This is a genomic window from Variovorax sp. Root434, assembly GCF_001426595.1.
In the GTDB taxonomy this organism is placed as follows: Bacteria; Pseudomonadota; Gammaproteobacteria; order Burkholderiales; family Burkholderiaceae_C; genus Variovorax.
The window spans coordinates 33,809-58,145 of record NZ_LMEK01000002.1; the positions used below are offsets into that span (position 1 = coordinate 33,809).

The following is a 24,337-nucleotide window of genomic DNA, read 5'->3' on the forward strand; positions in this document are numbered from 1 at the left end:
TTCGCATGAACGCCCCCTCCTCCCGCTATCGCTCCGTCTTCACACCCGGCCTGTTCGACGGACAGGTCATCGTCGTCACCGGCGGCGGCTCCGGCATCGGCCGCTGCACCGCGCACGAGCTCGCAGCGCTCGGCGCGCAGGTGGTGCTGGTCGGCCGCAAGCCCGAGAAGCTCGAGCAGGTGAAGGCCGAGATCGAAGCCAGCGGCGGCAAGGCAAGCACGCAGGCCTTCGACATCCGGCAGGAAGAAGCGGTGCGCGCGGCCGTCGCCGCTGTCATTTCAACCCACGGCCGCATCGACGGCCTCGTGAACAACGCGGGAGGCCAGTACATCACGCCGCTCGCCGCCATCACGGCCAAGGGTTGGGAGGCGGTGATCCACACCAACCTCACGGGCGGCTTCCTGGTCGCGCGCGAGTGCTACGTGCAAAGCATGCAGGCCAACGGCGGCACCATCGTCAACATCGTGGCCGATATCTGGGGCTCGATGCCCAACATGGGCCACAGCGGCGCGGCGCGCGCCGGCATGGTGAGCTTCACCGAGACCGCCGCGCTCGAATGGGCCGCGAGCGGCGTGCGCGTGAACGCGGTGGCGCCGGGCTACATCGCCTCGAGCGGCATGGACCATTACCCGCCCGAGGCCGGCGGCATGCTGCGCGCCATGCGCAACACCGTGCCCGCGGGCCGCTTCGGCAACGAGGCCGAGACCTCCGCCGCCATTGCCTTCCTGCTGAGCCCCGCGGCCAGCTTCATCAGCGGCAGCGTGCTGCGCGTGGACGGCGCGCGGCCGCAGGTGCGCATGGGCTGGCCGATGGAGATTCCCGATGCGCAGACACAGCAGCGCGCGGCGGTGAGGCCTTTCGACGGCTTTCACCTCGCGCAGACGCCGCGCGTGTTCCAGAACGACGAGCCCAACGACTGATTGGAGACAAGCGACATGCAGTACACCCACGAACACCTCGAGATCCAGAAGACCCTGCGCCGCTTCATCGACGAAGAGATCAACCCGCACGTGGACGAATGGGAAGAGGCAGAGATCTTCCCCGCGCACGAGGTCTTCAAGAAGCTGGGCAACCTGGGCATGCTGGGCCTGAACAAGCCCGAGGCCTTCGGCGGCGCGGGGCTCGACTACTCGTATGCGATGGCGATGGCCGAGGCGCTCGGCCACGTGAGCTGCGGCGGCGTGCCGATGGCCATCGGCGTGCAGACCGACATGTGCACGCCCGCGCTCGCGCGCTTCGGCAGCGACGAACTGCGCCGCGAGTTCCTCGTGCCCGCCATTGCCGGCGACACGGTCGGCTGCATCGGCGTGAGCGAGCCCGGCGCGGGCAGCGACGTCGCGGGCCTCAAGAGCCACGCGCGCAAGGACGGCGACGACTACCTCATCAGCGGCCAGAAGATGTGGATCACCAACAGCCTGCAGGCCGACTGGATGTGCATGCTGGTCAACACCAGCGACGGACCGGTTCACCGCAACAAGTCGCTCGTGATGGTGCCGATGGACAGCCCCGGCATCGAGAAAGCGAAGAAGATCCGCAAGATCGGCATGAACTCGAGCGACACCGGGCTCATCTACTTCGACAACGTGCGCGTGCCGCAGCGCTTTCGCATCGGCGAGGAAGGCCAGGGCTTCGTCTACCAGATGCAGCAGTTCCAGGAAGAGCGCCTGTGGGCCGCCGCGAGTTCGCTCGAACCGATGGAAGACTGCATCGCGCAGACCATCGAGTGGGCGCAGCAGCGCCACATGTTCGGCGGCACGCTGGCCGACCAGCAGTGGGTGCAGTTCAAGCTGGCCGAGCTCAAGACCGAGGTGGAGGCGCTGCGCGCGCTGACCTACCGCGCCTGCGACCTGCATGTGCAGGGCGAAGACGTGCTCGAGCTCGCGTCGATGGCCAAGCTCAAGACCGGCCGCCTCACGCGGCAGGTGGCAGACACCTGCCTGCAGTTCTGGGGCGGGATGGGCTTCACGCTCGAGAACCGCGTCTCGCGCCTGTACCGAGACGGCCGGCTCGGCTCCATCGGCGGCGGCGCGGACGAAGTGATGCTGGGCATCCTCGCAAAGACGATGGGCATCGCGAAGCGGCCGCCGCGCGGCTGAGGCGCCCATGGACGCCGAACTGCAAGCCGACCGCGCGGCGCTCGCCGACACGGTGCGGCGCTTTGCCGAAAGCGAGATCGCGCCGAACGTGCAGGCCTGGGATGAAGCGGGCGAGTTTCCGCGCGCGCTCTACGCACGTGCCGCCGAACTGGGATTGCTCGGACTGGGCTACCCCGAAGACCTGGGCGGTACGCCCGCTTCGTATTCGCTCAAGCTGCCCGCATGGATCGCACTCGCGCGCCACGGCAAGAGCGGCGGTGTGCTCGCAAGCCTGTTCTCGCACAACATCGGATTGCCGCCCGTGGTGCTGCATGCGAGCGATGCGGTGCGCCGCGAGGTCGTGCCGCCGGTGCTGCGCGGCGAGAAGATCGCGGCGCTCGCCATCACCGAGCCCGGCGGCGGCTCGGACGTGGCCGCGCTGCGCACCACGGCAAGGCGCGACGGCGGCGACTACGTGGTGAACGGCGAGAAGACCTTCATCACCTCGGGCATGCGCGCCGACTGGATCACGGTGGCCGTGCGCACCGGCGAAGGGCGCGGCGCGGGCGGCATCTCTATGCTCCTCGTGCCCGGCGATGCGCCCGGCCTTTCGCGCACGCGCCTCGCGAAGATGGGCTGGCTGTGCTCCGACACCGCGACGCTGCACTTCGACAACGTGCGCGTGCCGGCGCGCTACCTGCTCGGCGGCGAAGGCGCAGGCTTCCGCATGGTCATGGGCAACTTCAACGGCGAGCGCATCGGGCTCGCGGCGGGCGCGCTCGGCTTCGCCCAGGCCTGCCTCGACGAGGCGCTGGCCTGGGCGCGCGATCGCAAGACATTCGGCGCCGCGCTGATCGAGCACCAGGCGGTGCGCCACAAGCTGGTCGACATGCAGATGCGCATCGCCTCCACCGAGGCGTGGATCGAGGCGGTTTCGTCCAAGGGCGATGCGCACGAAGCGGCCGGGCGCTTCAACGCACCCGAATGGGTCGCGCAGGTCTGCATGCTGAAGAACCACGCCACGCAGACCATGCAGTTCTGCGCCGACCAGGCGGTGCAGATCCTCGGCGGCATGGGCTTCATGCGCGGCACCGTGAGCGAGCGCATCTACCGCGAGGTGAAGGTGATGATGATCGGCGGCGGGGCCGAGGAGATCATGAAGGAACTGGCGGCCAGGCAGATGGGCTGGTAGGCGCGCGCCTACACAAGGCGCCGGGCCGATCCCTGTTCGGCGCCTGTCTGGAACGCTTGCGCCATGCGCGTGTCGAACAATCCAGCGGCCCTTGCCGGGTCGCAGGAGACCACCATGCTCTCTTTCACTTACGGCATCGGCGCCTTCGTCCTCGTGTTGCTGGTGATGCTGGCCTTTTCCGCCATCTGGATCTTCCGCGAATACGAGCGCGGCATCGTGTTTACGCTGGGGCGTTTCACGCGGGTCGCGGGCCCCGGGCTGGTGGTCGTGATACCGGCCATCCAGCAGGTGGTGCGCGTCGACCTGCGCACCGTGGTGCTCGAAGTGCCGACGCAGGACGTGATCTCGCGCGACAACGTGTCGGTCAAGGTCAGCGCGGTCGTGTATTTCCGCATCGTCGACGCAGAGAAGGCCATCATCCAGGTCAAGGACTTCTTCAACGCCACCAGCCAGCTGGCCCAGACCACGCTGCGCTCGGTGCTCGGCAAGCACCAGCTCGACGACATGCTGGCCGAGCGCGAGAAGCTCAACCTCGACGTCCGCGAATCGCTGGACGTGCAGACGGCGTCATGGGGCATCAAGGTGTCGAACGTGGAGATCAAGCAGATCGACCTCACCGAATCGATGGTGCGCGCCATCGCGCGGCAGGCCGAGGCCGAACGCGAACGGCGCGCCAAGGTGATCCACGCCGAGGGCGAGCTGCAGGCCTCGGAAAAGCTGTTCCAGGCCGCGCGCGTGCTGGCGCAGGAGCCGCAAGCCATCCAGCTGCGCTACCTGGAGACGCTGACGGTGATAGGCGCGGACAAGAACACGACCATCGTGTTCCCGCTGCCGGTGGACCTGCTGACGAGCTTCCTGGGCAAGCGCTCGTAGCCTGCGCGGCACAGGGTCAGTCGTTCTTCTCGGGCGTTTCGCCCCGTGCAGCCGCAAGCGCAGCCGCCGCGCGCAGCTTGTCCTTCTTGCTCGGCCGCTTGCCCTTGACGCCGCCGGTGCCCGACGCATCGACCACGGGCACCGCCACCTCCGTCGGCTCGAAGCCTTCGACGCGCTCGCGCGGCAGGCTCAGCCCCTGTCGCTTCTCGATCAGCCGGAAGTGCGCCTCGGTGGCCGCGCTCACGAAGCTGATCGCCAGTCCGCTCTCGCCCGCGCGGCCGGTGCGGCCGATGCGGTGGATGTAGTCGGTCGGCGAGCGCGGCAGGTCGTAGTTGATGACCACGGGCAGCTGCGCGATGTCGATGCCGCGCGCTGCGAGGTCGGTGGCGATCACCACGTCCCAGCGGCTCTGCTTGAACTGCGAAAGGATGTCGGTGCGCGTGCCCTGCGCGATGTCGCCGTGGAAGGGCACGGCGTAGATGCCGTTCTTGTAGAGCTTCTCGGCCACGGTCTGCGCCGCATGCTGCGTGGCGACGAAGACCAGCACGCGATCCCATTCGCCTTCGTGCTGCTTCAGCAGGTGGCGCAGCAACTGCGTGCGGCGGATGGCGTCGACCTCGATCACGCGCTGCACGATGTTCGGCTCGGTGCCGGGCTCGCCCTGCACGTCGACGACGGCCGGATCGCGCAGCATGCTGTCGGCCAGCGCCTGGATGGCGCCCGGGAAGGTAGCGGAGAACAGCAGGTTCTGGCGCTGCTTCGGCAGCAGCGCGAGGATGCGGCCGAGCTCTTCGGCAAAGCCAAGGTCGAACAGGCGGTCGGCCTCGTCGAGCACCAGCGTCGACACGGCATCGAGCTTGAGCGCGTTGTGGTCGGCGAGGTCGAGCAGCCGGCCCGGCGTGGCGACGACGATGTCGGCACCGCCGCGCAGGCTCATCATCTGCGGGTTGATCGACACGCCGCCGAAGGCGACGACGATCTTCAGGCGTTCGGGCAGGTGCTGCGCCAGGCTGCGCATGGTCTCGCCGACCTGGGCCGCGAGTTCGCGCGTGGGCACGAGCACCAGCGCGCGCACGCGGCGCGAGCCCTGTGTGCGCTCGGCGCCCAGGCGCTGCAGCAGGGGCAGGGAAAATGCGGCTGTCTTGCCGGAGCCGGTCTGCGCCGAGCCCCGCAGGTCGCGGCCTTGCAGAATCGCGGGGATGGCCGCGGCCTGGATGGCGGTCGGCGCGGCATAGCCGCTTTCGGCGGCGGCCTGCACGAGCGCGGGGGCCAGGCCCAGTGAGTCGAATGGCATGTAAGCAGACACAGAAGAGAAGAAAGACGGATCGGATGTCGACGATGAAACAGCAGCGCAATCAGGCCGGCAGCGCCCTGGTGTACTCCACCGAGGCGGGCGGCCGCATGTGCCCCGGCTGCGGCGAGCCCATGGCCCGGTGCCGCTGCAAGGAGCTCAAGGCGCGCCTGCCGGCCACGGACGGCATTGTCCGCGTATCGCACGAAACCAAGGGACGCAAGGGCAAGGGCGTGACCGTCGTCAAGGGTGTGGCGCTCGATGCGGAAGGCCTCGCGGCGCTCGGCAAGCAGCTGAAAACGGCCTGCGGCTCGGGTGGCACGGTGAAGGACGGCGTGATCGAGATCCAGGGCGACCACCGCGAACTGGTGGTCGCGGCGCTGGTGAAGCAGGGCCACACGGTCAAGCGGGCGGGAGGCTGAGCACCTATGCAACCCGAAGACCTGCAGCGCCTGGTGACGCTCCAAATGCCTTTTGGCAAGCACAAGGGCACGCTGATTGCCGATTTGCCCGGAAATTACCTGACCTGGTTTGCACGTGAGGGTTTTCCCTCAGGAGAAATTGGCCGACTGCTCGCGCTGATGCATGAAATAGACCACAACGGGCTCTCCGGCCTGCTGAAACCGTTGCGAAACCGCCCATCGGGCCGAGATGTTTCTCAATAACACACGATTTCCCCACGTTTTTTGTAAATCGGGCTGGATAATCCGGCCTACGTGTCTGTGAGCTTTGTCTCCCGTGCACGTAATTCGGTGATCGGTCAGTTTCGCGCCACAGCGCATTTTGTTTGTTGTGATTCTGGGACTCCATCGCTTTGTCTTGTTGGTTTGAATTAGGAGTCCCTCAATGGGCAAGAAACTCTACGTAGGCAACCTCGCCTACTCCGTGCGTGACAACGATCTGGAACAAGCCTTCGGCGAGTTCGGCGCCATCGTCAGCGCCAAGGTCATGATGGAACGTGACACCGGCCGTTCGAAGGGCTTCGGCTTTGTCGAAATGGGTTCGGATGCCGAAGCACTGGCAGCCATTGAAGCCATGAACGGCCACTCGCTGCAGGGCCGCGCCCTGACGGTGAACGAAGCCCGTCCGATGGAAGCCCGTCCCCCCCGTAGCGGTGGTGGTGGCGGCGGCTACGGTGGTGGCGGCGGTGGCGGCTACGGCGGTGGTGGTGGCGGCTACGGCGGCGGTGGCGGTGGCCGCAGCGGTGGTGGCGGCGGCTACGGCGGCGGCGGTGGTCGCGGCGGCTACTAAGCCCTTCCCTCCAGAGCCTTCGGGCTTCTGAATAAAAAAGCTCCTTCGGGAGCTTTTTTCGTTTCTGCGCCAGGCTCGAGCGCCTTCGTCAGCTCGGCCTAATGAAAACCCGGTAAGCAATAGTCCGTACCTCCGCGGTCAGCCAACAGTCAGCCGCGCAGAACGACCCTCGACCCTTCATATAAGAGGGGCGAGACATGCGCATCAAGAGTCAGGCGGACTTCTTCTCAGGAGTCATGTTCACTGCCGTGGGAGGAGCCTTTGCGATAGGCGCCACGACCTACACCGTCGGCAACGGTGCCCGCATGGGACCGGGTTACTTCCCGCTGATGCTCGGCATCCTGCTGGCCGTCCTCGGCGCCATCATCATGTTCCAGGCGCTGGTGGTCGAAACCCCCACCGGCGACCCGATCGGCAAATGGGCCTGGAAGCCGCTAGCCTTCGTGCTCGGCGCCAACCTCGCCTTCGGCGTGCTGCTGGGCGGGCTGCCCAGCATCGGGCTGCCGGCGATGGGGATGATCATCGCGATCTACGCGCTCACGATCATCTCGAGCATGGCGGGCGAGCACTTCAAGCTGCGCGACGTGCTGATTCTCTCCACCATCCTGGCGGCCGGCAGCTACGTGGCCTTCATCTGGGCGCTGAAGCTCCAGATCCAGGTCTGGCCTACTTTCATTTCGGGTTGAGGAGCGCATCGCCATGGAACTGTTCCACAACCTCGCGACCGGCTTCGGCGTCGCGTTCACCTTCACCAACCTGCTGTACTGCCTGGTCGGCTGCATCCTGGGCACGCTGATTGGCGTGCTCCCCGGCATCGGCCCGGTCGCGACCATCGCGATGCTGCTGCCCGCCACCTACGCGCTGCCGCCCGTGTCGGCGCTGATCATGCTGGCCGGCATCTACTACGGCGCGCAATACGGCGGCTCGACCACGGCCATCCTGGTGAACCTGCCCGGGGAGTCGTCCTCGGTGGTCACCTGTATCGACGGCTACCAGATGGCAAGGCAGGGCCGCGCAGGCCCGGCGCTCGCCGCCGCGGGCCTGGGCTCGTTCTTCGCGGGCTGCGTCGGTACGCTGATCCTGGCCGCCTTCGCACCGCCGCTGACCGAGCTGGCCTTCAAGTTCGGCCCGGCCGAATACTTCTCGCTGATGGTGCTGGGCCTGATCGGCGCCGTGGTGCTGGCTTCGGGCTCGCTGCTGAAGGCGGTTGCGATGATCGTGCTGGGCCTGCTGCTGGGCATCGTCGGCACCGACGTGAATTCGGGCGTGGCGCGCTACAGCTTCGACATTCCTGAACTCACCGACGGCATCGGCTTCGTGGTGATCGCCATGGGCGTGTTCGGCTACGGCGAAATCATCGGCAACCTCTCGCAGCCCGACGACGAGCGCGAGGTGTTCACGCACAAGGTGAAGGGCCTGTGGCCCACCAAGGAAGACTTCAAGCGCATGACGCCCGCCGTGCTGCGCGGCACGGCGCTGGGTTCGGCGCTGGGCATCCTGCCCGGCGGCGGCGCGCTGCTGGCGGCCTTCGCGGCCTATGCGCTGGAGAAGAAGATCAAGATGCGCCCCGGCGAAGTCGCCTTCGGCAAGGGCAACATCCGCGGCGTGGCTTCGCCCGAGTCGGCCAACAATGCCGGCGCGCAGACCTCGTTCATCCCGCTGCTGACGCTGGGCATTCCGCCCAACGCGGTGATGGCGCTGATGGTGGGTGCGATGACGATCCACAACATCCAGCCCGGTCCGCAGGTCATGACCAGCAACCCCGAACTGTTCTGGGGCCTGATCGCCTCGATGTGGATCGGCAACGCGATGCTGATCGTGCTGAACCTGCCGCTGATCGGCATGTGGATCAAGCTGCTGACGGTGCCCTACAAGTTCCTGTTCCCGGCGATCGTGCTGTTCTGCGCCATCGGCGTGTACTCGACCAACAACAACACCTTCGACATCTGGATGGTGGCGGCCTTCGGCTTCATCGGCTACCTGTTCCTGAAGCTGCGCACGGAGCCCGCTCCGCTGCTGCTGGGTTTCATCCTGGGCCCGATGATGGAAGAGAACCTGCGGCGCGCACTGCTGCTGTCGCGCGGCGCGTGGAGCGTGTTCGTCACGCGGCCGCTGTCGGCGGGACTGCTGGTGGCTGCGGCGCTGCTGCTGGGCATCGTGCTGCTGCCGGCGATCAAGGCCAAGCGCGAAGAAGCCTTCGTCGAAGAGTAGTTGGCTCGCCCCCAGGCTGCGCGCACTTCGTGTCGCTGCGCCAACCCCCTACCGGGGGCAACACCTGCGGCCCGGCAAAGCCGGTTCCGCGGTGTTCCACGAAAAAGTCAGTGCTGTAGCAAGCGCAGCACCACCAACTGCCACGCCAGCCCGAGCAAGGCCGCGCCCAGCACCACCGGGATCACCCCGGCCTTGAAGCGGAACAGCGCCACGGCGGCGATCAGCCCGATCGCCGCCGATGCCGCGTCGAAGCCACCGCCCGCGCCCTTCGGCCACAGCACGTGCCAGGCGAAGAACACCGCGAGGTTGACGATCACGCCCACCACGGCCGCCGTGATGGCCGTCAGCGGCGCGGTGAGCTTCAGGTTGCCGTGCGTCGATTCGATGAACGGGCCGCCCAGCAGGATGAACAGGAACGACGGCAGGAAGGTGAAGAAGCTCACCACCGTCGCCGCCACCGCGCCCGCCAGGAACAGCGACTGCCCGCCGAACAGCGACTGGTTCCAGCCGCCCACGAAACCCACGAACGACACCACCATGATCAGCGGCCCCGGCGTGGTTTCGCCCAGCGCGAGCCCGTCGATCATCTGCGTGGCGCTGAGCCAGCCGTAGTGGTCGACCGCGCCCTGGAACACGTAGGGCAGCACCGCATAGGCGCCGCCGAAAGTCAGCAGCGCGGCCTTGGTGAAGAACCAGCCCATCTGCGTGAGCGCGCCGTGCCAGCCGAACAGTGCCGCGAGGGCGCCGATGGCGACGAGCCAGAGTGCGAGGAACACGCCCAGCACGCGCAAGAAGCGGCCCCAGCCGAAGCGCGCATGCGCGGGTGTCGGCGTGTCGTCGTCGATCAGCGCGGGGCCGACCGAGGCCGCCGCCGCTGCGTGAGCGCCGCCCGGCGCGAAGCGCTCTGGCGCCACCCGGCTGCCAAGGTAGCCGATGGCCCCCGCCACGAGCACGATCAGCGGAAACGGCACGCGAAGGGCAAAGATCGCCACGAATGCCGCGGCGGCGATTGCCCACAGCCAGGCGTTCTTCAGCACCCGAGAGCCGATGCGCCAGGCCGCGAACAGCACGATGGCCGTCACCGCGGGCTTTACGCCGTAGAGCAGCCCCGCCACCGCCGGCACCTGTCCGTACGCCATGTAGACCCACGACAGCGCGATCAGGATGAACAGCGACGGCAGCACGAACAGCCCTCCCGCCACGATGCCGCCCCAGGTGCGGTGCATGAGCCAGCCGATATAGGTCGCCAGCTGCTGCGCCTCGGGGCCGGGCAGCACCATGCAGTAATTCAGCGCATGGAGGAATCGCTTCTCCGAGATCCAGCGGCGGCGCTCCACCAGCTCCTGGTGCATCAGCGCGATCTGCCCGGCCGGCCCGCCGAAGCTGATGAAGCCCAGCTTGAGCCAGTAGCCGAAGGCCTGCCAGAAGCTGACGGGGGCGAGCGGCTCGGCAGGCGCTTCGGGGGAGGACATCGGCTGACTTTCTTGTTTCGCTATTTCAGGAATGCGTCGTACGCGGTCTTCAGGATCAGCGCGCTCACCACCACGATGAACACCACCCGAACGAAGCCCGCCCCGTGCTTCAGTGCAACCCGCGTGCCGAGCAGGCTGCCGGCCACGTTGGCCACCGCCATCACCAGCCCGTAGTGCCACCAGACATGGCCCTTGGCAGCCAGCAGGATCAGCGCCGCGGCGTTGGTCAGCGTGTTGATGATCTTGGCCGAGGCCGAGGCGTTGAGGAAGTCGTAGCCCATCCAGCGCACGAACAGGAACACCAGGAAGCTCCCCGCGCCCGGCCCGAAGAAGCCGTCATAGAACCCGATCGACAGGCCGATGGTGCAGGCCGCCAGCGTCTCGGCCCGGCCGGAGAAGCGCGGCGCATGCATCCGGCCCATGTCCTTGCGCGCCAGCGTGTAGAGCAGCACGCCCAGCAGGATGACCGGCAGCGCCCGGCGCAGGAAGTCGCCCGGGAATAGCGTGACGCCCCAGGCGCCCAGCATCGAGCCGGCGAAACCGAGCACCGCGGCGGGCCAAAGGGCGCCCCAGCGCATCTGCACACGCTGGCTGAACTGGGCCGCGGCGGCGGCCGTGCCCCAAATGGACGCACTCTTGTTGGTGCCCAGCAGCGTTGCCGGGGTCGCGCCCGGGAACACGGCAAACAGCGCCGGCACCAGGATCAACCCGCCTCCGCCCACGATCGAATCGACAAAACCCGCGAGCAGCGAAGCGCCCGTCACCACCAGCATTTCCATGGCGGCGATTGTCTCACTCGTGGCGCTATCGAAAATATAGCTTCATGTGCACGCGTGGCCTTTGTGGGAGGTCAATTTGGCACTGAGGAAAAACCCGTCGGGCACGGCGCGCGCGGGCATAAAAAAGGCGCCGACCAGCGGCGCCTTTCAAAGTCAAACATGGCATCTCGTACGGAGCCTTGGAAGCATTTTTATAGTTGCTCGAGTTTGTCTCCTCGGACCCTCGGCAGCACGAGCCAGGGCCCGTTCGCGAGTGCGCAGACTTTAGGGGGCGCACCGCCTCAGTGCATTGGGAATTACCCGCTTTGCCGGCCTGGAAAGTCAGATTCGCAAACCAAAGTGTTTCCGATGGTTAACAGAGCGGCACAATTCATGCAGGCGCATCAGGCCCCGATCTTGCACAGGATAGGAAAGAACCCGGGAATCGCCCACCCGACGGAGGAAGCATGCCATCCATGTCCGAAAGCGAACGCATCGCCCTCGCCGCGCGCCTTCATGTGGCGCTTCGGCGAAAGCATGGGCGCGTGACCGACACCGAATGGATGGCCACCAACGCCGAATACGCCGCCGAGATCGTGCGCATGACGCGCGCGCATGCCGCGGACACCAAGGATGAGGAGCTCTACCAGCTCGCGATGCGGCTCGAACAGGCGATGGAACCGCTGGCCCGCGCCGCGCGGCTGGCGGCGCGGCGGCCCGACGGCAACCCGCCGGCGCCGCTTCGCCACGCGGACGGGCTGAGCTGACGCCTTCCTGCTGCGGGCCTGTTCAGGACGCGGCCAGCGCGGCCTTGCGGATCGACTGCAGCGTGCTTCCCGGCGTGATCGCTTCCGGATCGAGCAGGCAGTGCAGGATCGCCGGCTTGCCGCTCGCACGCGCACGGGCCAGCGCGGGGCCGAACTCTTCGGTGCTGGTCACGCGTTCGCCGTGGCCGCCGAACACTTCGGCATAGCCGCGGAAATCGGGGTTCTTCAATTGCGTGGCGCTGATGCGGCCGGGATAGTGCTTTTCCTGGTGCATGCGGATCGTGCCGTACATGGCGTTGTCCAGCAGCACCACGATGATCGGCAGGCCGTACTGCACGGCGGTGGCGAATTCCTGACCGTGCATCATGAAATCGCCGTCGCCCGCGAACACGACCACTTCGCGCTGCGGCCAGAGGCGCTTGGCGCCGACGCCGGCCGGCAGGCCGTAGCCCATCGAGCCACTGGTGGGCGCAAGCTGGCTCGCGAAGGCGCGGAACGGCCAGAAGCGGTGCACCCAAGTGGCGAAGTTACCCGCGCCGTTGCAGAAGATGGTGTCGGCCGGCAGCACTTCACGCAGGTGCTGCATGACCTCGCCCATCTGCAGCGGGCCGGGAATGCGGATGGGCGCCGGGTCGCTCCAGCGCAGGAAGTCTTCGCGTGCGATCTTTGTCTCTGCCTGCCAGGCCGGCTCTTGCGCGGGGCGCAGCGTGGACACCGCTTCGGCGAATGCCTGCGGCGTGGCGTGAATGCCCTGCGCCGGGCGGTAGAGCTTGCCGAGCTCGTCGGCATCGGCGTGCACATGCACCAGTGCCTGCTTCGGCTGCGGGATCGCCAGCAGTTCGTAGCCTTGCGACGGCACTTCCGACAGGCGCCCGCCGACGAGCAGCACGAGGTCGGCATTGCGGATGCGCTCCAGCATTCGCGGGTTGGCGCCCAGGCCCAGGTCGCCCGCATAGCAGGGGTGCTCGGCCGACATCAGCATCTGGCGGCGGAACGAGCAGTACACGGGCAGCGAGAACGCGGCCGCGAAATCCGCGAACTGCAGCGCCGCCTTCTCCGACCAGCGGCTGCCGCCGAGGATGACCACCGGGCGCTGCGCCTGCGACAGCCGCTGCTGCAGCTCGGCGAGCTGCGCCGCGCCGGGGTGGGTTTCGGTCACCGCGTAGGGCTGCGCGTCGGCCGCCGCCGCGGCCTCGGTCAGCATGTCTTCGGGCAGCGCGATCACCACCGGGCCGGGCCGGCCCGAGGTTGCGACATGGAAGGCGCGCGACACCAGCTCGGGCACGCGTGCCGGATCGTCGATCTGCACCACCCACTTGGCCATGGTGCCGAACACCGCGCCGTAGTCCAGCTCCTGGAAAGCCTCGCGGCCCATCGCGTCGCGCGCGACCTGGCCCACGAACAGCAGCAGCGGCGTCGAGTCCTGGTGCGCGATGTGCACGCCGGCCGCCGCGTTGGTGGCGCCCGGGCCGCGCGTGACGAAGCAGATGCCTGGCTGGCCCGTGAGCTTGCCCTGCGCCTCGGCCATCATCGCCGCGCCGCCTTCCTGGCGGCACACGGTCACGTCGATCGATGCGTCATGCAGCGCGTCGAGCACGGCCAGAAAGCTTTCGCCGGGCACGCAGAACAGCTGCCTGACGCCGTGGGTGATGAGCTGGTCGACCAGGATCTGGCCGCCGGTGCGGGAGGAAGTCATGCTGTGTCCGATGGAATGAAGGTGTTGGGTCTTGCTCCTTCCCCCTCTGGGGGAAGGCTGGGATGGGGGCAAGCGGCGTTGGATGAGCCGACGGCAATCGATACGCCGCCTGCCCCCACCCCTGCCCTCCCCCAGCGGGGGAGGGAGAAATGCGGGGTCATTCGAGGGCTTCGCATGCGGCCGCGATGCGCTGGCATGCCTCTTCCAGCTGCGCCATCGACGTCGCATACGAGATGCGGAAATACGGCGCCAGCCCGAACACGCTGCCCGGCACCACCGCCACCTCGAAGTCCTGCAGCAGGTAGCGGCAGAAGTCGCTGTCCGTCTGCAGCAGCGTGCCGCCGCGCGTGCGCTTGCCTAGCACGCCGGCGCAGCTGGCGAAGGTATAGAACGCGCCTTCGGGCACGCGGCAATGCAGCCCCGGCGCGCGGTTCAGCTCGGCCACCACGAAGTCGCGCCGCGCCTGGAAGTCGGCGCAGCGCTCGGCCACGATCTCCTGCGGCCCGGTCAGCGCCTCGATGGCCGCCGCCTGACTGATCGACGAGGGGCACGAGGTCGTCTGGCTCTGCACCACGGCCATCGCCGCGACCAGCGCGCGCGGCCCTGCGCCGTAGCCCACGCGCCAGCCGGTCATCGCATAGGCTTTCGATACGCCATTGACGGTCAGCGTGCGTTCGCGCAGGCGCGATTCCACCGCTACCGGCGTCGCGAAGGCCAGGCCGTCGTAGAGGATGTGTTCGTAGATGTCGTCCGCCAGCACCCACACCTGCGGATGCCGCAGCAGCACCTCGCACAGCGGCTTCAGCTGCGCCGCGCTGTAGGCCGCGCCGCTCGGGTTCGATGGCGAATTGACGAACAGCCAACGCGTGCGCGGCGTGATCGCCGCCTCGAGCTGTGCGGCATCGAGCCGGAAGCCGTTCGCCTCGGTGCACGCCACCGGCACCGGCACGCCGCCGCAGATCTGCACGATGTCGGCGTACGAGGTCCAGTACGGCGCGGGCAGGATCACTTCATCGCCCGGGTTCAGGCTGGCCATCAGCGCGTTGAAGATCACCTGCTTGGCGCCTGCGCTCACGCTGATCTCGTCGAGTGCGAAGTCGAGCGCGTTGTCGCGCTTGAACTTCAGCTGCACCGCCGCCTTCATCGCCGGGCTGCCGTCGAGCACGGTGTAGCGCGTGTCGCCACGGCCGATGGCGCGCACCGCCGCGTCGCGCACGTTCTGCGGCGTGTCGAAGTCGGGCTCGCCCGCGCCCAGCACGATCACCGGACGGCCCGCGCGCTTGAGCGCATTGGCGTGGTCGGTGATGCGCAGGATTTCCGAGACGCCGATGGCGCGCACGCGCTGCGCCGGCGAGAAGACAACGGTGTCCGTGGTCACTTGGCGTAGGCCTCCAGTGGCTTGTCGTTGGGTTCGAGCATCAGCTGCTTCAGCGCCGTGCTCATCGGCAGGTTCAGGCTCGTGTTCTTCGGCGGAATGGCCGCCACGAACCACTTGGCGTAGATCTTTTCCAGGTCGCCGCTCTTCATCATGCGGCGCAGCGAATCGTCCACCGCGGCCTTGAAGGCCGGGTCGTCCTTGCGGAACAGCAGCGCGATCGGCTCCGAGCCCAGCGGCTCGCCCACGATGCGGTAGGCGGCCGGGTTCTTCGAGTTCGCGATGATCCCGGCCAGCAGGTTGTCGTCGAGCACGAAGGCGTCGGCGCGGCCCGACTCCATCAGCAGGAAGCTCTCGAGGTGGTCCTTGCCGAGCATCGTGTTGTACGAGACGTTCTGCGCGCGCTCGCGCTTGCGCAGCAGTTGCACGGCGGTGGTGCCGGTCGATGCCGACACGTTGCGGCCCGCGAGCTGCTCGAGCGAGGTGATGCCCGAGTCGACCTTGGTCGCCATGCGCACTTCGCTCACGTACGTGGTGAGCGCGAACGCCACCTGCTGTTGGCGCGCGGTGTTGTTGGTGGTGGGGCCGCAGCCGATGTCGAGCGTGCCGTTCTGCACCAGGGGGATGGTGTTCTGCGCGGTCACGGCCATGTATTCGAGCTTCGCCTGCGGCACGATGTCCTTCAGCACGCGCTCGCACAGCTCGACGTGGTAGCCCACGTACTTCTCGCCCGCGCCCAGCATGTAGGCCATGGGCGGCGAGGCTTCGCGCACGCCGAGCACGACCTTGCCGCTGGTTTTGATCTTGTCGAGCGTGCTGCTGGCGGTGGTCTGCGCGCTGGCGCCGCCGAACGCGAGCGCGAGCAGCGTGGCTGCTGCAACTGTCTTGAAGGGAATGCTCATTTCTTCTGTCTCCTGGTGGTTGTTTTTCTGGGGTGCGCACGGCCGTCCACCTGCCGACGCGAGGAATTGCGCGGCAGGAACGGACGAGCCGGGGGCGGTCAGTCGCCGATGTCGAAGGTCACGCCCTGCGCTAGAGGCAATGCCGTCGAGTAGTTGATGGTGTTCGTCGCGCGGCGCATGTACGCCTTCCAGCTGTCGGAGCCGGCTTCGCGGCCGCCGCCGGTTTCCTTCTCGCCACCGAAGGCGCCGCCGATCTCCGCGCCGCTCGGGCCGATGTTGACGTTGGCAATGCCGCAGTCCGATCCCGCGCTCGACATGAAGCGCTCGGCCTCGCGCACGTTCAGCGTGAAGATCGACGACGACAGGCCCGCGCCCACCGCGTTGTGCCATTCGATGGCTTCATCGAGCGAGCTGTAGCGCACCACGTAGAGGATGGGTGCGAAGGTCTCGCGCAGCACCGGGCCGTCGTGCGTCTTCAGTTCGACCAGCGCGGGGCGCACGTAGTACGCGTCCTTGGTGCCGAGGCCTTCGACGCGCTGGCCGCCGTGCACCGTGGCGCCGGCCTCGCGGCTTTCGCCGAGCGCCTTCTGCATGCCGTCGAAGGCTGCGCGGTCGATCAGCGGGCCGACCAGCGTGCCGGCCTCGCGCGGATCGCCCACCTGCACGTTGCCATAAACCTTCGCGAGCTTGGGCACCAGCGCGTCATACACGCTGTCGTGCACGAACAGGCGGCGCAGCGTGGTGCAGCGCTGGCCGGCCGTGCCCATGGCCGCGAACGCGATGCCGCGCAGCGTGAGGTCGAGGTCGGCCGAGGGCGTGACGATGGCCGCGTTGTTGCCGCCCAGTTCGAGAATCGCGCGGGCGAAGCGCGCGGCCAGCTTCGGCCCCACCTGGCGGCCCATTGCCGTCGAGCCGGTGGCCGAGAGGATCGGCACGCGATGGTCGTCGACCAGCACCTCGCCGATGTCGCGCTGGCCCAGCAGCAGGCCGAGCAGGCCTTCGGGCGCATCGCCGAAGCGCGCGACGGCGCGCTGCGCGATGGCATGCACGGCCAGTGCGGTCAGCGGCGTCTTCTCGGAAGGCTTCCACACCACCGAGTCGCCGCACACCAGCGCCAGCGCGGCGTTCCACGACCACACGGCCACCGGGAAGTTGAAGGCCGAGATCACGCCGCACACGCCCAGCGGATGCCAGGTTTCCATCATGCGGTGCTCGGCGCGCTCGGTGGCCAGCGTGAGGCCGTAGAGCTGGCGCGAGAGGCCGACCGCGAAGTCGCAGATGTCGATCATTTCCTGCACTTCGCCCGCGCCTTCGGACGGGATCTTGCCGGCCTCCAGCGTGACGAGGCGCCCGAGGTCGCCCTTGGCGGCGCGCAGCTCTTCGCCGAGCAGGCGCACCAGCTCGCCGCGGCGCGGGGCCGGCACGCTGCGCCAGGCCTTGAAGGCTTCGTGCGCGTGGCCGATGGCAGCGGTGGCTTCGGCCGGCGTGGTCTGCGGCACCTGTGCGATGACCTCGCCGCTGACGGGCGAGCGCACCGTCAGCGTGCCGCCGGTATGAGCCTCGACGGGCACGCCGAGGCGCTGCAGCAGCTGTTCGACTTCGGTGGGGACGGGGAGGGAAGTGTGGGCTTCGGACATGGTCGCGCTCCGGGAAGGAGATGGAAGAGAAAGGCGATGGGAGTCGGTGGAATGCGGCCAATATCTGCGAATCCGGGACGATTGGCTAGTGAAAATATGGAAGGACTTGATGCGTTTTGGGAAGGAACTTCATCCGCCGCTCGCCTTCCGGCACAGCGGGTTCATTCCGGCCTGGGCGCTTCGGGCACGCCAATGCGCTGCCCCGCAGGCGACCCCGCCAGGCTCTGCGCCGGCCTTCTCAGCGTTGCATCGAACGGATTGATCTTCGGCCCGATCGCCCCCGCCTCGCGCTTGAGCAGTTCGACCACGGTCGGCATGCGGTCCGCATTGAGCCGGTCGGCAATGGTGCCCACGCTCAGCGCCGCCACCGCGCGGCCCTCGCGGTCGAGGATCGGCACCGCGACGCCGGCCATGCCTTCGAGCAGGCCCGTGTTGCGCCCCGCATAGCCCGCCTGCCGCACGCGCTCGATCTCGGTGCGCAGATAGACCTCGTCGTACACGCCGTACTCGCGTACGCGCGACAGGTTGAAGCGGATCACCTCCTCGCGCTCGGCCTCGGGCAGGAACGCGAGGATGGCCAGCGCACCCTGCCCCACACCCAGCGCGATGCGCCCGCCGATGTCGCCCGTGAACGAGCGGATGGGAAACGGGCCTTCGCTGCGGTCCAGGCACACCGCGTCGAAGCCGCTGCGCGCCAATAAGAAGATGCTGTCGCCCAGGCTCGCGCACAGGCGCAGCAGCACGGGACGGCAGATGGAGCGCAGGTCGCCCGGGTTGCCCGCGCTCGCTGCGAGCGCGAAGAAATCGATGCTCAACCGATAGAGCTTGCTGCGCTCGTCCTGCTCGACCATGCCCTCGGCCATGAGCGACTGCAGCAAACGGTGCGTGGTGGCCTGCGTGAGGCCCACGGAACGTGCGATCTGGGTCACGCGGCCGCCCTCGCCCTGCACCGCGCCGAGCGCGCGGATCACCGAGAAGACGCGCGGCACGCCGCCGCTGGCCGCCGATGGGGTTTCCATACCTTGCTCCTGTGGAATTCAATCTATCGATCGAGGCGATCATATTCCATTGAACGGAATAAATTGAATAAAGATTCTGATTAGTGGAATACCCGAAGCGAACTGGCGCGTTCATTGCAATAGAGTGAATTGAAATCGGCAAGTGGTCCATGGCACGCACCAAGGTGTCGCACGCCCCTTTTGCCCCCCGACAGAAAGGCTTTTCCATGTCATTCCTCCGGCTCACCGACGTGACCAAGTTCTATGGCTCCGCTCGCGCGGTGTCGGCCATGAACCTCACGGTGGAAAAAGGCGAGTTCGTCTCGCTGCTCGGCCCTTCGGGCTGCGGCAAGACCACCACGCTGCAGATGATTGCGGGCTTCGAGGCCGTGAGCAGCGGCCGCATCGAACTCGCGGGCAAGGACATCACGCATGCCAAGGCCAACACGCGTGGCCTGGGCATCGTGTTCCAGACCTATGCCCTGTTTCCGCACATGACGGTGGCCGACAACGTGAGCTTCGGCCTCGAGATGCGCAAGATGCCCAAGGCCGAGCGCGCCGAACGCGTGAAGCAGGCGCTGGCGCTGGTGCACCTCGAAGCGCATGCCACGCGCTATCCGCGCGAACTCTCGGGTGGCCAGCGGCAGCGCGTGGCGCTGTCGCGCGCGCTGGTGATCGAGCCGCCGGTGCTGCTGCTCGACGAGCCGCTGTCCAACCTCGACGCCAAGCTGCGCGAGGAGATGCAGTTCGAGCTGCGGCAGATCCAGCGCAAGGTCGGCACCACCACGGTGATGGTCACGCACGACCAGAGCGAGGCCATGTCGATCAGCGACCGCGTGGTGGTGATGGAAGGCGGCTGCGCCACGCAGATCGACCATCCGCAGCGCGTGTACGAACACCCGAGCACGCGCTTCATCTCCACCTTTGTCGGCAAGGCCAACCTGCTCGATTGCCGCGTGTCCGGCAGCGGCGCCGCGCGCACCTGTGTCGAAGTCGGCGCGCTCTCGCTCGACGTGGACGACACCGGCTTCGGCGTCGACACGGCCGCGCTGCTGAGCGTGCGGCCCGAGAAGCTGCAGCTCGTGCCGACGAGCCGGGGCCGGCTCGACGGCGAGGTCCAGGAACGCTTCTTCCTCGGCAGCCAGTGGCTCTACCGCGTGGCCACGCCCATCGGCGACCTCACGGTGCTGAGCCCCAACGACGGGCGCGATGCGCTCGAAGAAGGCGCTCGCACCGGCATCGACTGGCCGGCGCACTGCATGCGGCTGCTGCCCGCGGACGCCACCGCGAAGGCCGTGATGGCCGTGACGGCATGACCACCTTGCAGAACAAGGCCACGCCCTGGTGGCTCTCCGGCCCCGCGCTGCTGCTGTTCAGCGCGCTGCTGCTGGTGCCGCTCGCGCTCACGGCCGTGCTGTCGTTCAACGTGTACGACCCGGCCACCGGCCCGAAGGCCGGCGAGTTCACGCTGGCGCACTACGCGCTAGTGTTCTCCGACTCGTACTACCTCGGCATCTTCTGGCGCACCTTCTGGGTCTCTGGCCTGGTCACGCTGATCTGCGTGCTCGTCGGCGCGCCCGAGGCCTATGTGCTGAGCCGCATGCGCAACCCGTGGCGCTCGGTGCTGCTGCTGGTGGTGCTCGCACCGCTGCTCGTGTCGGTGGTGGTGCGCGCCTTCGGCTGGAGCATGCTGCTGGGCCCCGAGGGCGCGGTGAATGCGCTGCTGCAGCTCGTGGGCATCGGCCCGGTGAAGATCCTCTACACCAACGCGGCGGTGGTCATTGCGCTGGTGCACGTGATGCTGCCCTTCATGGTGATCCCGGTGTGGACCTCGCTGCAGAAGCTCGACCCCGGCGTGGAGAACGCTGCGCTCTCGCTCAACGCCACGCCCTTCACCACGCTGCGGCGCATCGTGCTGCCGCAGGTGATGCCAGGCATTCTCTCGGGCAGTCTGATCGTGTTCGGCCTGGCCGCGAGCTCGTTCGCGATTCCCGGCTTGCTCGGCGGGCGCCGGCTGAAGATGGTCGCGACCATCGTCTACGACGAATACCTGAGCGAACTCAACTGGCCGCTGGGCGCGGCCGTGGCGCTGGTGCTGCTGGTGGCCAACCTCGTGGTCATGCTCAGCTACAACCGGCTGGTCGAAGGCCGCTACAAGAAGGCATTGGGATGAAAAGAAACGGCCCCATCGCCCTTGCGTTCAACGCGCTCGTCATCACCTTCATGCTGGCGCCGCTGGTGGTCGTGTGCATCGTGGCGTTCACGCCCGAGAACACGCTGACCATTCCGACCACCAGCTTCTCGCTGCGCTGGTTCAAGGCGGTGTTCGCGCACCCCGACTTCATGCAGTCGTTCTGGAACAGCCTGTGGCTCGCACTGAGCTCGGCCACCATCGCCACGCTGCTCGCGGTGCCGGCCGGCATGGCGATCACGCGCTACGCGTTTCCGGGGCGCGACTTTCTCAACGGGCTGTTCCTGTCGCCGCTGATCGTGCCGCACCTGGTGCTGGGCGTGGCGCTGCTGCGGCTGTTCGCGCTGGTCGGCGGCACGGGCAGCTTCGGCTGGCTGGTGATGGCGCATGCGCTCATCGTCACGCCCTACACGCTGCGGTTGGTGGTGGCAGCGCTGGTGGGCTTCGACCGCAGCGCCGAGCAGGCCGCGCTGTCGCTGGGCGCGAGCCAGGCCATGGTGTTCCGCCGCATCACGCTGCCGATGATCCTGCCGGGTGTCACGGGCGGCTGGATGCTGTCGTTCATCAACAGTTTCGACGAAGTGACGATGTCGATCTTCGTGACCGCACCGAGCACGGTGACGCTGCCGGTGCGCATGTACATGTACGCGACCGAGTCGATCGATCCGCTGATGGCCGCGGTGTCGGCGCTGATGGTGGCCATCACGGCCTTCGCGATGGTGCTGCTCGACCGTGTCTACGGACTCGACCGCGTGCTGGTGGGGCGCAGATAGATGACCATGACTGCACACGCCCTGCTTCACCGCATGGCCGAGAAAAGCGGGCGCGAAGCCGTGCCCTTCACCCTCGATGGCGTGCCGGCCAGCGCGCTGGCCGGCGACACCGTGCTGACCGCCGTGCTCACGCAATCCGACCAGCTGCGGCGCAACGAATTCAGCGGCCTGCCGCGTGCGGGCTTCTGCATGATGGGCGCCTGCCAGGACTGTTGGATTGCCACGGACGAAGGCGAGCGGCTGCGCGCCTGCTCGACCTTCATCGCGCCGGGCATGGCGCTGGTCACCGGGAAGAACGGCGCATGACGAAGGCAGACGCAATCCGCCCCGCGATCGTCGGCGCCGGCCCGGCCGGTGTGCGCGCCGCGCAGACGCTGGTGGCGCATGGCCTGCGGCCCGTGGTGATCGACGAGGCGCCGCGCGCCGGCGGGCAGATCTACCGCCGCCCGCCCGCCGGCCTGGCGCAGCGCACGGCGCGAACGCTCTATGGTTTCGAATCGAAGCGCGCCGATGCCGTGCACGCGGCCTTCGACGCGTTGCAGGGCCGCATCGAGCATCTGGGCGACAGCCTGGTGTGGAACGCCCAGGACCATCGGCTCGACGTGATGCACAACCCCACGTGCAGCAACCGCCGCGTGCCGTACAGCCACCTGATCGCGGCGACGGGCGCCACCGACCGCGTGCTGCCGGTACCGGGCTGGACGCTGCCCGGTGTCTACACGCTGGGCGGCGCGCAAGTGGCGCTCAAGTTCCAGGGCTGCGCCATCGGGCAGCGCGTGGTGTTCATGGGCACGGGGCCGCTGCTGTACCTCGTGGCTTATCAATATGCGAAGGCCGGCGTGAAGGTGGCCGCGGTGCTCGACACCGCGCGCCTCGCCGACCAGCTCGCGGCCACACCCGCGATGCTGACCCAGCCCGCGGTGTTCGCGAAGGGCGTGTACTACGTCGGCTGGCTGCGCGCACACGGCGTGGCCTTGCACAGCGGCGTGCGTCCGTTGCGCGTGCTCGGCGACGAACAGCAAAGCCGCGTGACCGGCGTGGCATGGCAGGACGGTGCTGAAGAACGCACGCTGGCCTGCGATGCCATCGGCTTCGGCTACGCGCTGCGCTCCGAAACACAGCTGGCCGACCTGCTCGGCTGCCGCTTCGACTACGCGCCGCTGCACCGCGCGCACCTGCCGGTGCGCGATGCGGCGGGGCGCTCCAGCGTCGAGGGCGTGTACCTCGCGGGCGACGGCGCCGGCATCATGGGCGCGGACGCGGCCGAGTGGGCGGGCGAACGGGCGGCGCTGGCGCTGCTGGCGGACAACGGCGTGGCGGTCAATACGGCACGCGCAGCCGAACTCGAACGCAGGCTGCACAAGCTCGCTGGGTTCCGCCAGGGCCTCGAACGCGCCTTCCCGGTACCGCAGGACTGGGCCGCGCATGCGTCCGACGAGCTCGTGATCTGCCGCTGCGAGAACGTCACGGCCGGCACCTTGCGCCAGACCGTCGCCACGGCCGGTGCCGACGAGCTGAACCGGCTCAAGGCCTTGTCGCGCGTCGGCATGGGCCGCTGCCAGGGCCGCATGTGCGGCGTGGCCGCGGCCGAGATCCTCGCGCATGCGACGCAGCAGCCGCTGCAGCAGGTCGGCCGCCTGCGCGGGCAGGCGCCGATCAAGCCGATTCCGATCCGGCTCGTGCCAGCGGAAGGGAGCGGCGCATGAGCTCGATCAAGAAGTTGCAGACCGACGTCGCCATCATCGGTGGCGGCATCGTTGGCTCCTCCGCCGCGCTGGCCTTGCGCCGCATGGGCGCCAGCGTGGTGCTTCTCGAGCGCGACCTTTGCGGCTCGCGCTCCAGCGGCGTGAACTTCGGCGGCGTGCGCCGGCAGGGCCGCTCACTGGGCCAGTTGCCGCTGACACAGCGCGCGCACCGCATCTGGGGGCGGCTGCCCGAACTGCTGGGCACCGACGGCGAATACGTCCGCTCGGGTCATTTCAAGATCGCGCGCAGCGAAGCCGACATGGCCTCGCTGGAGCGCTACCGCGCAATGAGCAGCGACTTCGACCTGGGCCTGGAACTGATCTCCGCCACACGCCTGCGAGAGCAATGCCCCTGGCTCGGTACCCGCGCCGTGGGCGGCTCGCTGTGCGCGGAAGACGGGCAGGCCAATCCGCGCCTCGTCTCGCCGGCCTTCGCGCTGGCGGCGCAGCGCGCGGGTGCGCTGGTCTTCGAGCGGCACAAGGTCGACGAGGTCGCGCACGACGGCGCCATGTTCATGGTGCGCAGCGGCAATGCACTCGAAGTGCAGGCGCCGGTGCTGCTCAACTGCGCGGGCGCGTGGGCTGGCGCCATCGCCAGCCAGTTCGGCGAGACGCCGCCGATGTATGCGCGCAGCCCCGTGATGGCGGTGACAGAGCCGGTGCCGCACTTCATGCGATGGAGCCTTGGCGTGGAAGGCGGCGGCATCTACTGCAGGCAGGTGGAGCGCGGCAATCTCGTCATGGGTGGCGGCACGGGAATCACGCTGGACGACGAGCGCGCGCGCGCCGAGAGCGACGCCATCGCCACGCTCGCAATGCAGGCCGTGGAACTGCTGCCCATGCTGCGCCACGCACACATCATCCGCACCTGGGGCGGCACCGAGGGCTACCTGCCCGACCGCGAACCGGTGCTCGGCCCCAGCCTCACCACGCCTGGCCTGTTCCACGGCTTCGGCTTCGCGGGTGCGGGCTTCCAGATCGGCCCGGCCGCAGGCGAAGTGCTGGCCGACCTCGCACGCGACGGGCGCACCGACACGCCCATCGACGCCTTCGCCATCGAGCGCTTCGACGAAGAACCCGTTTCCCCATCCCTCGCCGCTTCCCCCACCTGAACTGATTGGAGAGCATCA

General features: G+C 68.0%; 24 protein-coding genes. 16 read left to right on the forward strand and 8 right to left on the reverse strand.

Features of this window, described 5'->3' with window-relative positions:
* Positions 1-5 precede the first annotated feature (5 nt).
* The 4 genes from ASD05_RS03825 to ASD05_RS03840 all read left to right on the forward strand — a co-directional run bounded on the left by ASD05_RS03825 (position 6) and on the right by ASD05_RS03840 (position 4,140).
* Positions 6-920 carry an SDR family oxidoreductase gene (locus ASD05_RS03825; RefSeq protein ID WP_056588401.1) on the forward strand — a complete coding sequence of 305 codons (915 nt, stop codon included), beginning with the start codon at positions 6-8 and terminating at the stop codon, positions 918-920.
* Between the two features lie 15 nt (positions 921-935).
* On the forward strand, positions 936-2,096 hold the full coding sequence (locus ASD05_RS03830) for an acyl-CoA dehydrogenase family protein (protein WP_056588404.1): 1,161 nt from the start codon (positions 936-938) through the stop codon (positions 2,094-2,096).
* 7 nt (positions 2,097-2,103) lie between these two features.
* The gene (locus tag ASD05_RS03835; protein ID WP_056587923.1) at positions 2,104-3,267 is read left to right on the forward strand and encodes an acyl-CoA dehydrogenase family protein; all 1,164 of its coding nucleotides are present in this window, start codon (positions 2,104-2,106) and stop codon (positions 3,265-3,267) included.
* Between the two features lie 165 nt (positions 3,268-3,432).
* Positions 3,433-4,140 (forward strand): slipin family protein, encoded by a 708-nt coding sequence (locus ASD05_RS03840; RefSeq protein ID WP_413749373.1) that lies wholly within the window; start codon positions 3,433-3,435, stop codon positions 4,138-4,140.
* Between the two features lie 16 nt (positions 4,141-4,156).
* Here the strand turns inward: ASD05_RS03840 and ASD05_RS03845 are convergent, their stop codons facing one another.
* Positions 4,157-5,434, reverse strand: coding sequence for a DEAD/DEAH box helicase (locus tag ASD05_RS03845; RefSeq protein ID WP_056587926.1), 1,278 nt, complete (start codon positions 5,432-5,434; stop codon positions 4,157-4,159).
* 44 nt (positions 5,435-5,478) lie between these two features.
* Here ASD05_RS03845 and ASD05_RS03850 point away from each other — a divergent pair, with 44 nt between their 5' ends.
* From ASD05_RS03850 to ASD05_RS03865, 5 genes are all read left to right on the forward strand, one after another.
* A complete protein-coding gene (locus ASD05_RS03850) occupies positions 5,479-5,853 on the forward strand; it encodes a translation initiation factor Sui1 (protein ID WP_007835451.1) in 375 nt (124 codons plus the stop codon).
* Positions 5,854-5,859: 6 nt separating this feature from the next.
* Positions 5,860-6,096: a DUF3820 family protein gene (locus tag ASD05_RS29280; RefSeq protein WP_007835452.1), complete on the forward strand. Its 237-nt coding sequence runs from the start codon at positions 5,860-5,862 to the stop codon at positions 6,094-6,096.
* Positions 6,097-6,277: 181 nt separating this feature from the next.
* Complete coding sequence (locus ASD05_RS03855) at positions 6,278-6,682, forward strand: RNA recognition motif domain-containing protein (RefSeq protein WP_056587930.1); 405 nt, start codon at positions 6,278-6,280, stop codon at positions 6,680-6,682.
* Positions 6,683-6,879: 197 nt separating this feature from the next.
* Positions 6,880-7,368 carry a tripartite tricarboxylate transporter TctB family protein gene (locus tag ASD05_RS03860; protein ID WP_007835454.1) on the forward strand — a complete coding sequence of 163 codons (489 nt, stop codon included), beginning with the start codon at positions 6,880-6,882 and terminating at the stop codon, positions 7,366-7,368.
* 13 nt (positions 7,369-7,381) lie between these two features.
* Complete coding sequence (locus tag ASD05_RS03865) at positions 7,382-8,893, forward strand: tripartite tricarboxylate transporter permease (RefSeq protein WP_056587933.1); 1,512 nt, start codon at positions 7,382-7,384, stop codon at positions 8,891-8,893.
* A 107-nt stretch (positions 8,894-9,000) separates the two neighbouring features.
* On the opposite strand, the gene chrA is transcribed toward ASD05_RS03865, so the two are convergent.
* Positions 9,001-10,365 carry a chromate efflux transporter gene (chrA, locus tag ASD05_RS03870; protein ID WP_056587936.1) on the reverse strand — a complete coding sequence of 455 codons (1,365 nt, stop codon included), beginning with the start codon at positions 10,363-10,365 and terminating at the stop codon, positions 9,001-9,003.
* A gap of 20 nt (positions 10,366-10,385) precedes the next feature.
* Complete coding sequence (locus ASD05_RS03875) at positions 10,386-11,144, reverse strand: TSUP family transporter (RefSeq protein WP_056587939.1); 759 nt, start codon at positions 11,142-11,144, stop codon at positions 10,386-10,388.
* A 446-nt stretch (positions 11,145-11,590) separates the two neighbouring features.
* Between ASD05_RS03875 and ASD05_RS03880 the strand changes: the two genes are divergently transcribed.
* Entirely contained in the window at positions 11,591-11,890 is a 300-nt protein-coding gene (locus ASD05_RS03880) for a hypothetical protein (RefSeq protein ID WP_056587941.1), read from the forward strand.
* A 22-nt stretch (positions 11,891-11,912) separates the two neighbouring features.
* On the opposite strand, the gene ASD05_RS03885 is transcribed toward ASD05_RS03880, so the two are convergent.
* The 5 genes from ASD05_RS03885 to ASD05_RS03905 form a co-directional block, all read right to left on the reverse strand.
* On the reverse strand, positions 11,913-13,586 hold the full coding sequence (locus ASD05_RS03885) for a thiamine pyrophosphate-binding protein (protein WP_056587943.1): 1,674 nt from the start codon (positions 13,584-13,586) through the stop codon (positions 11,913-11,915).
* A 157-nt stretch (positions 13,587-13,743) separates the two neighbouring features.
* Positions 13,744-14,964, reverse strand: a complete 1,221-nt coding sequence (locus ASD05_RS03890) for a pyridoxal phosphate-dependent aminotransferase (RefSeq protein ID WP_056587946.1) — start codon at positions 14,962-14,964, stop codon at positions 13,744-13,746.
* Positions 14,961-15,863, reverse strand: coding sequence for an amino acid ABC transporter substrate-binding protein (locus tag ASD05_RS03895; protein ID WP_056587949.1), 903 nt, complete (start codon positions 15,861-15,863; stop codon positions 14,961-14,963). The genes ASD05_RS03890 and ASD05_RS03895 overlap by 4 nt, the downstream gene beginning before the upstream one ends.
* A 98-nt stretch (positions 15,864-15,961) precedes the next feature.
* Positions 15,962-17,500, reverse strand: a complete 1,539-nt coding sequence (locus ASD05_RS03900; protein WP_056587952.1) for an aldehyde dehydrogenase family protein — start codon at positions 17,498-17,500, stop codon at positions 15,962-15,964.
* Positions 17,501-17,661: 161 nt separating this feature from the next.
* Positions 17,662-18,519: an IclR family transcriptional regulator gene (locus tag ASD05_RS03905; RefSeq protein ID WP_056587954.1), complete on the reverse strand. Its 858-nt coding sequence runs from the start codon at positions 18,517-18,519 to the stop codon at positions 17,662-17,664.
* A 206-nt stretch (positions 18,520-18,725) separates the two neighbouring features.
* Between ASD05_RS03905 and ASD05_RS03910 the strand changes: the two genes are divergently transcribed.
* The 6 genes from ASD05_RS03910 to ASD05_RS03935 are packed head-to-tail and all read left to right on the forward strand — an operon-like array spanning position 18,726 to position 24,319.
* Positions 18,726-19,814, forward strand: a complete 1,089-nt coding sequence (locus tag ASD05_RS03910; RefSeq protein WP_056587958.1) for an ABC transporter ATP-binding protein — start codon at positions 18,726-18,728, stop codon at positions 19,812-19,814.
* A complete protein-coding gene (locus ASD05_RS03915) occupies positions 19,811-20,671 on the forward strand; it encodes an ABC transporter permease (RefSeq protein ID WP_056587962.1) in 861 nt (286 codons plus the stop codon). The genes ASD05_RS03910 and ASD05_RS03915 overlap by 4 nt, the downstream gene beginning before the upstream one ends.
* On the forward strand, positions 20,668-21,462 hold the full coding sequence (locus ASD05_RS03920) for an ABC transporter permease (RefSeq protein ID WP_056587965.1): 795 nt from the start codon (positions 20,668-20,670) through the stop codon (positions 21,460-21,462). The genes ASD05_RS03915 and ASD05_RS03920 overlap by 4 nt, the downstream gene beginning before the upstream one ends.
* The gene (locus ASD05_RS03925) at positions 21,463-21,768 is read left to right on the forward strand and encodes a (2Fe-2S)-binding protein (protein WP_056587971.1); all 306 of its coding nucleotides are present in this window, start codon (positions 21,463-21,465) and stop codon (positions 21,766-21,768) included.
* Positions 21,765-23,168: an FAD-dependent oxidoreductase gene (locus ASD05_RS03930; protein WP_056587974.1), complete on the forward strand. Its 1,404-nt coding sequence runs from the start codon at positions 21,765-21,767 to the stop codon at positions 23,166-23,168. The genes ASD05_RS03925 and ASD05_RS03930 overlap by 4 nt, the downstream gene beginning before the upstream one ends.
* Positions 23,165-24,319 carry an NAD(P)/FAD-dependent oxidoreductase gene (locus tag ASD05_RS03935; protein ID WP_056587979.1) on the forward strand — a complete coding sequence of 385 codons (1,155 nt, stop codon included), beginning with the start codon at positions 23,165-23,167 and terminating at the stop codon, positions 24,317-24,319. Before ASD05_RS03930 ends, ASD05_RS03935 begins: the two co-directional genes overlap by 4 nt.
* The last annotated feature ends 18 nt before the right edge of the window (positions 24,320-24,337 follow it).

Coding starts and splice junctions, on each gene's coding strand:
- ASD05_RS03880 (WP_056587941.1), top strand. CDS start 11,591: ATGCCATCCATGTCCGAAAGCGAACGCATCGCCCTCGCCGCGCGCCTT.
- ASD05_RS03930 (WP_056587974.1), top strand. CDS start 21,765: ATGACGAAGGCAGACGCAATCCGCCCCGCGATCGTCGGCGCCGGCCCG.
- ASD05_RS03860 (WP_007835454.1), top strand. CDS start 6,880: ATGCGCATCAAGAGTCAGGCGGACTTCTTCTCAGGAGTCATGTTCACT.
- ASD05_RS03925 (WP_056587971.1), top strand. CDS start 21,463: ATGACCATGACTGCACACGCCCTGCTTCACCGCATGGCCGAGAAAAGC.
- ASD05_RS03900 (WP_056587952.1), bottom strand. CDS start 17,500: ATGTCCGAAGCCCACACTTCCCTCCCCGTCCCCACCGAAGTCGAACAG.
- ASD05_RS03910 (WP_056587958.1), top strand. CDS start 18,726: ATGTCATTCCTCCGGCTCACCGACGTGACCAAGTTCTATGGCTCCGCT.
- ASD05_RS03935 (WP_056587979.1), top strand. CDS start 23,165: ATGAGCTCGATCAAGAAGTTGCAGACCGACGTCGCCATCATCGGTGGC.
- ASD05_RS03920 (WP_056587965.1), top strand. CDS start 20,668: ATGAAAAGAAACGGCCCCATCGCCCTTGCGTTCAACGCGCTCGTCATC.
- ASD05_RS03850 (WP_007835451.1), top strand. CDS start 5,479: ATGAAACAGCAGCGCAATCAGGCCGGCAGCGCCCTGGTGTACTCCACC.
- ASD05_RS03895 (WP_056587949.1), bottom strand. CDS start 15,863: ATGAGCATTCCCTTCAAGACAGTTGCAGCAGCCACGCTGCTCGCGCTC.
- ASD05_RS03915 (WP_056587962.1), top strand. CDS start 19,811: ATGACCACCTTGCAGAACAAGGCCACGCCCTGGTGGCTCTCCGGCCCC.
- ASD05_RS03830 (WP_056588404.1), top strand. CDS start 936: ATGCAGTACACCCACGAACACCTCGAGATCCAGAAGACCCTGCGCCGC.
- ASD05_RS03835 (WP_056587923.1), top strand. CDS start 2,104: ATGGACGCCGAACTGCAAGCCGACCGCGCGGCGCTCGCCGACACGGTG.
- ASD05_RS03875 (WP_056587939.1), bottom strand. CDS start 11,144: ATGGAAATGCTGGTGGTGACGGGCGCTTCGCTGCTCGCGGGTTTTGTC.
- ASD05_RS03845 (WP_056587926.1), bottom strand. CDS start 5,434: ATGCCATTCGACTCACTGGGCCTGGCCCCCGCGCTCGTGCAGGCCGCC.
- ASD05_RS03855 (WP_056587930.1), top strand. CDS start 6,278: ATGGGCAAGAAACTCTACGTAGGCAACCTCGCCTACTCCGTGCGTGAC.
- ASD05_RS03865 (WP_056587933.1), top strand. CDS start 7,382: ATGGAACTGTTCCACAACCTCGCGACCGGCTTCGGCGTCGCGTTCACC.
- ASD05_RS03825 (WP_056588401.1), top strand. CDS start 6: ATGAACGCCCCCTCCTCCCGCTATCGCTCCGTCTTCACACCCGGCCTG.
- ASD05_RS03885 (WP_056587943.1), bottom strand. CDS start 13,586: ATGACTTCCTCCCGCACCGGCGGCCAGATCCTGGTCGACCAGCTCATC.
- ASD05_RS29280 (WP_007835452.1), top strand. CDS start 5,860: ATGCAACCCGAAGACCTGCAGCGCCTGGTGACGCTCCAAATGCCTTTT.
- ASD05_RS03905 (WP_056587954.1), bottom strand. CDS start 18,519: ATGGAAACCCCATCGGCGGCCAGCGGCGGCGTGCCGCGCGTCTTCTCG.
- ASD05_RS03840 (WP_413749373.1), top strand. CDS start 3,433: ATGCTGGCCTTTTCCGCCATCTGGATCTTCCGCGAATACGAGCGCGGC.
- chrA (WP_056587936.1), bottom strand. CDS start 10,365: ATGTCCTCCCCCGAAGCGCCTGCCGAGCCGCTCGCCCCCGTCAGCTTC.